The sequence below is a fragment of the Gilvibacter sp. genome (assembly GCF_013214815.1).
Classification (GTDB): domain Bacteria; phylum Bacteroidota; class Bacteroidia; order Flavobacteriales; family Flavobacteriaceae; genus Gilvibacter.
The window spans coordinates 1-4,984 of the sequence record NZ_JABSPU010000106.1; the positions used below are offsets into that span (position 1 = coordinate 1).

A 4,984-nucleotide genomic window follows, 5' to 3' on the forward strand; every position below is an offset into this window, starting at 1 on the left:
TAGGCGACCACCAGGTTTTAACACCTCTTGAGTCTGCATCAGGAATTCCTCCAAGGCAGTTAACTCATCGTTTACGGCTATACGCAAAGCCTGAAAGACCTGCGCCATGATTTTGTGTTCTTTATTGCGAGGTATAAATCGCCTCAGAGTTTCTTTGAGCGTTTGAGTATCAGCGATCTCGCCTTGTTCTCTGCGCGCAACGATCAATCTGGCCATACCAGCTGCAGGACGCAGCTCGCCATACTTTCTGAGTATTTGGGTGAGTTCAGCTTCAGAAGCACCATTGACCAAATCCTTAGCAGAAAGGCCAGCCTTTTGATTCATACGCATATCCAACTCCGCATTGAAACGGGTTGAGAATCCGCGCTCAGCTTGATCGAATTGATGAGAAGAAACTCCAAAATCTCCTAAAATGCCATCCACTTGCTTGTGCCCGTGAAAACGCAGGAAGCGTTTGAGGAATCTAAAATTTTCAGGAATTAAGGTAAACCGAGGATCATCTATGATGTTAGCTTGGGCATCCGGATCTTGATCAAAGGCTAACAAGCGGCCATTTTCATCCAAGCGGCTGAGAATCTCCCGCGAGTGGCCACCGCCTCCAAAAGTTACATCGACATAAATTCCCGCCGGCTTGATATCAAGTCCTGCTACAGTTTCTTCCAGTAAAACGGGTTTATGATATTCCATCAACATCATGCGCTGTATCGCCCATTACCTCTTCGGCCAGATCGGCAAAGTCATTCGCTGCATCCGCAATCGCGGTTTCATACTTGGCTTTGTCCCAGATCTCAACTATTGTGATGGCCGAAGCAATTACAATTTCTTTTGACAGACCTGCAAATTGCATCAGGTCTTTAGGGATCAACAATCTTCCGGTGCTGTCCAGCTCTACCGTTCGAACACCTGCGGTAAATCGACGAATGAAATCATTGTTCTTTCTATTGAACCGATTGAGTCCACTCATCTTATCCATCAGGGCATTCCACTCGCTCATCGGATACAACTCCAAACAAGGCTGAAACACAGCGCGCTTGATCACAAAGCCATCCGCCAGTGAAGGAGACAGTTGCTTCTTCAAACCAGCAGGGACCATTACGCGACCTTTCACGTCTGCTTTACAATCGTATGTTCCAATGAGATTGAGCACGAGATTTCCCGGAAAAATTTGTTTAGTTGGTCAAATATATCAATATTTTACCACAATTTACCACATTTTACCACATTGTTGATAAGTTTTACCACCCTAGTGTAGAAACCCGCATAAACCTTTGATTTTTAATATTTTGAACGCAGAACTTTGGCTGTTTATTGTGAGATACTCAAGGGCTTTGAAGCCCTTGTAATTAGTTGTATTTTAGACCGACCAAGCCCCCGATGTATTCCCTGAATATTACCTATATTTGCGACAGTCAACTAGCAGCAACCGAATGGCTCACGAATTAAAAAAAGAAGGCAAATTCAGCTACCTTGAGAAAGGAGAAGGGACCCCGGTAATTATCCTTCATGGATTGATGGGCGGGCTTTCTAACTTTGAGGCAGTTACTGAATACTTCCCCGATTTTGGATACAAAATCCTGATCCCGGAATTGCCTATCTACACCATGCCCTTGCTAAAAACCAATGTGAAGACATTGGCTATTTATGTCTCTGATTTCATTGATCATATTGGAGATGAGCAGGTTATTCTTTTAGGAAATTCACTTGGAGGCCACATCGGGCTGTTGTGCACAAAACTCTATCCGGAGAAGATCAAAGGATTGGTAATCACTGGTAGTTCTGGATTGTATGAAAGCGCTATGGGAGAAAGCTATCCAAAACGAGGAGATTACGAATACATCAAGCAAAAAGCTGAGAATGTATTTTACGATCCAAAAGTTGCGACGAAAGAGATCGTTGACGAGGTATACGCTACCGTAAATGATCGTAATAAGTTGATCCGTACCTTGGCTATTGCCAAGAGCGCCATCAGACACAATATGGCAAAGGATCTTCCAAATATGCCCAATCCAACCTGTATTATCTGGGGAAAGAACGACAACGTTACACCGCCAAATGTAGCTGAGGAATTCCACGAGCTCTTGCCAGATTCGAACCTTTATTGGATCGATAAATGCGGACACGCTGCCATGATGGAGCATCCGGATCGATTCAACGAACTACTGCATACCTGGCTCAAAGAGCGTCAGCTATAAACCTACCTCATGGATATTAAGTCCGCAACTTTTGTGATGAGCAACAGCGATGTTGCCAAATGCCCGAAAAGCAATTTGCCGGAATACGCCTTTATTGGCCGATCTAACGTCGGGAAGTCATCATTGATCAATATGTTGACCAACAGAAAGAGCTTGGCAAAAACCTCCGGGAGGCCCGGGAAAACACAACTGATCAATCACTTTTTGATCAATGAGAATTGGCATTTGGTAGATTTACCCGGCTATGGATATGCGCGCGTGTCTAAATCAGACAAAAAAACCTTTCAGAAGTTTATCACGCAGTACTTTGAACGCCGCAGACAATTGGTAATGGGTTTTGTATTGGTGGATTGCCGCCACGATCCACAGCCTATTGATCTGGAATTCATGCAATGGCTGGGCGAGAATAATTTGCCTTTCGGAATCATCTTCACCAAAGCGGATAAGCTCAAACCCAATGCGCTAAAACGCAATGTAGACCTTTACTTGGAACGCCTGCTGCAAACTTGGGAAAGCCTACCACCCTACTTCATCACCTCGAGCTCTAAACGCCTAGGAGCAGAAGAGTTACTGGATTATATCGATACGATAAACAAAGAGATCGCTGAAGAATCTCAGCTGTAAAGCGCCCACTTTTCTTTGACCACTGCAATAAGCGCATCAACTTCGTTGAGGACTTTAAGTTCATCAGCAGGGATTATCAATTCCAAGCCGTGCTCAGAGGCTAAAAGAACCGCTGGGAAATCGTATTTGGGAAGCCACTTAGAACGGAAGGTTTTTTCAAATTCATCCCGATGGTGAAAATGCATGGGAATATCTGCCGATTCGCGAAAAGCTTTCCAGGCTTTGTTTTCTTGAAAAGCATCGTGCGTAAGTGCACAAAGGTCGCAATCGTAAGTTTCTGGCGATAACCATTTATGCAAACTGTCCTTAACTGCATTGAGCGTGCCGGAATCGGCATTATAAACAAAGTGCAAGGCGCGCTCTGACTGCATAAGGCTTATTTAATGCCAGTTTTATCGGCAAAATAATCCACAAAATCCAGCATGGTATCAGCCATTTTATCATCATTGGTGGCGCGTTTGTAGGTGCCTGCCATCCCTTGCAAGGTCTGATAAAAGAAAACCTTCATTTCCTCAACAGGCATGTCTTTGGTCCAAAGATCAATGCGCAAAGCCTCTTTTCCTTTAGGATCCCAAACAGAGATTAGCGCAGCCTTAGATTCTTGATCGGTCACACCGCCATCGGCAGCACTCCAATGAATTTTCTCAGGGATTCTGTTCTCGTCTAATTCAACTTTAAAAGAGATTTCTGAAGTGTGATTGTTCGCCATTACTTTTTGGGTTTGTATTTGGACTGCTGATACAATTGATCCGCAGGTGTTGTTAATATTTCTGCTAAAGAGCTGTCTGTGTTTTCCGCGAATGCTTTCACCATTTGTAAGCCCATATAGCGACCTATACGACCTGGAGATTCGTTGTCTATCTCTAAATAGAACTTGGAAAAAGGTGCCGGATTGATAAACTGATTCAACAGTTTAGGATTGGTATCATAGAGTACTTCTCGCTCCACAAAGTAACGCCAGATGTCCATCTCATTCTCAGTGGCCCATTGGTATTGAGCATCTGAATACCCCATTAGCGTTGACTCAGATTCTAACGGCATCAATAAGGTTTGTAAATAAAGTAACTTGCCGTGGTAGAGCATCTGTCCTAAGAAACTGCGGTTTCTGGCTGGTGGAACATAAGCCCGACTGGCCAGATTCGCAACGTCTGCCACGATCTGATCCGACTTCATATTTGCTGATATATATAAAGGAATCCCTTCATAAAAAGGATGATCAGCTCCCAAATAATTGTCTAGGCCAATGCTCATTTGATCTCCAGCCCAGAGTACAGGATCCTTATAATCAACTTCTGAAATAACAGTAAATATTGTAGGCGCTTGAAAATCTGAGAAGTAATACTTTATATGTTTAAAAAGCAGATTGAGCTCTTCCTCTTGCTGGGTGAAATCAGGAAATGCTGCCTGAACCTCTCGAGCTAGAGCCTGTAATAAGGTGTCGCGTTTTTTAGCTACCCAAAAACTGTCTGGGTATTGCTGCGGAAACAAACGCGGATACTTAGTCTTTAATTTGGGAATCTCTGATTCTTGAGCGCGATCGAATTCCAGATCGAATCGAACAAGCTCAGTTTGCATGGCAATGTCCAATACTTCAGGCTTCACCTCAGGCGAATCGGCACAGGAAAAAAGCAGGCCAAAAACCAAGCCAAGACCCCAATAAAAACTCGATTTCATTATAGATTTCTGGATATTCATAATCGTATAACGCGAAGGCCAAAAATAAATTTTAAAATCCGTAATTTTGCTAGGCAAAGGTACGTTAAATCAAGCTAAAAGAAGGCCAAAAATGCAAGTAGATAAAGTAACCGAACATATCGTTTCATGGCTTAAGTCCTATATTGAAAACGCAGGTCTTGATGGCTTTGTGCTAGGAGTGAGCGGAGGGATTGATTAAGGAGTCACCTCTACACTTTGTGCCATGACTGGCTACCCAACTCTCTGCTTGGAAATGCCGATTCACCAAGCAGCCTCTCAAGTGACCCGTGCAGAAGAGCATATTGCCCAGCTTAAAGAGCGTTTCCCTAAGGTCTCATCACACCGCGTGGATCTTACACCAGTGTTTGAAGGTTTAAAAGATCAAACTCCGCCTGTAGAAGACGATAGCCTATTGGATCTGTCTTTAGCAAATACACGTGCGCGTCTGCGCATGACCACCTTATATTACTTTG

General features: G+C 43.7%; 7 protein-coding genes and 1 pseudogene. 3 read left to right on the forward strand and 5 right to left on the reverse strand.

Going from position 1 to position 4,984, the window contains the following annotated elements; all coding sequences use genetic code 11:
- Both rsmH and mraZ read right to left on the reverse strand, forming a co-directional pair.
- Positions 1 to 687: 16S rRNA (cytosine(1402)-N(4))-methyltransferase RsmH (gene rsmH / locus HRT75_RS13930; protein WP_291187973.1), on the reverse strand; the 687-nt coding region annotated here is incomplete at its 3' end.
- The gene (mraZ, locus tag HRT75_RS13935; protein ID WP_291187976.1) at positions 674 to 1,147 is read right to left on the reverse strand and encodes a division/cell wall cluster transcriptional repressor MraZ; all 474 of its coding nucleotides are present in this window, start codon (positions 1,145 to 1,147) and stop codon (positions 674 to 676) included. The genes rsmH and mraZ, both read right to left, overlap by 14 nt.
- A gap of 280 nt (positions 1,148 to 1,427) precedes the next feature.
- On the opposite strand from mraZ, the gene HRT75_RS13940 reads away from it, so the two are divergent.
- The gene (locus HRT75_RS13940; RefSeq protein ID WP_291187979.1) at positions 1,428 to 2,192 is read left to right on the forward strand and encodes an alpha/beta hydrolase; all 765 of its coding nucleotides are present in this window, start codon (positions 1,428 to 1,430) and stop codon (positions 2,190 to 2,192) included.
- A 9-nt stretch (positions 2,193 to 2,201) separates the two neighbouring features.
- Entirely contained in the window at positions 2,202 to 2,816 is a 615-nt protein-coding gene (gene yihA / locus HRT75_RS13945; RefSeq protein WP_291187982.1) for a ribosome biogenesis GTP-binding protein YihA/YsxC, read from the forward strand.
- Here yihA and HRT75_RS13950 read toward each other — a convergent pair.
- From HRT75_RS13950 to gldB, 3 genes are read right to left on the reverse strand one after another with little or no spacing between them, the layout of a single operon-like run.
- Positions 2,807 to 3,187, reverse strand: a complete 381-nt coding sequence (locus HRT75_RS13950) for a GTPase (protein WP_291187984.1) — start codon at positions 3,185 to 3,187, stop codon at positions 2,807 to 2,809. The two genes, yihA and HRT75_RS13950, sit on opposite strands and share 10 nt — an antisense overlap.
- Positions 3,188 to 3,192: 5 nt before the next feature.
- Positions 3,193 to 3,525 carry a gliding motility protein GldC gene (gene gldC, locus HRT75_RS13955; RefSeq protein ID WP_291187986.1) on the reverse strand — a complete coding sequence of 111 codons (333 nt, stop codon included), beginning with the start codon at positions 3,523 to 3,525 and terminating at the stop codon, positions 3,193 to 3,195.
- On the reverse strand, positions 3,525 to 4,490 hold the full coding sequence (gldB, locus tag HRT75_RS13960) for a gliding motility lipoprotein GldB (protein ID WP_291187988.1): 966 nt from the start codon (positions 4,488 to 4,490) through the stop codon (positions 3,525 to 3,527). The genes gldC and gldB overlap by 1 nt, the downstream gene beginning before the upstream one ends.
- Before the next feature lie 112 nt (positions 4,491 to 4,602).
- Between gldB and HRT75_RS13965 the strand changes: the two are divergent.
- A pseudogene (locus tag HRT75_RS13965) lies at positions 4,603 to 4,984 on the forward strand (NAD(+) synthase); the annotation flags it as partial.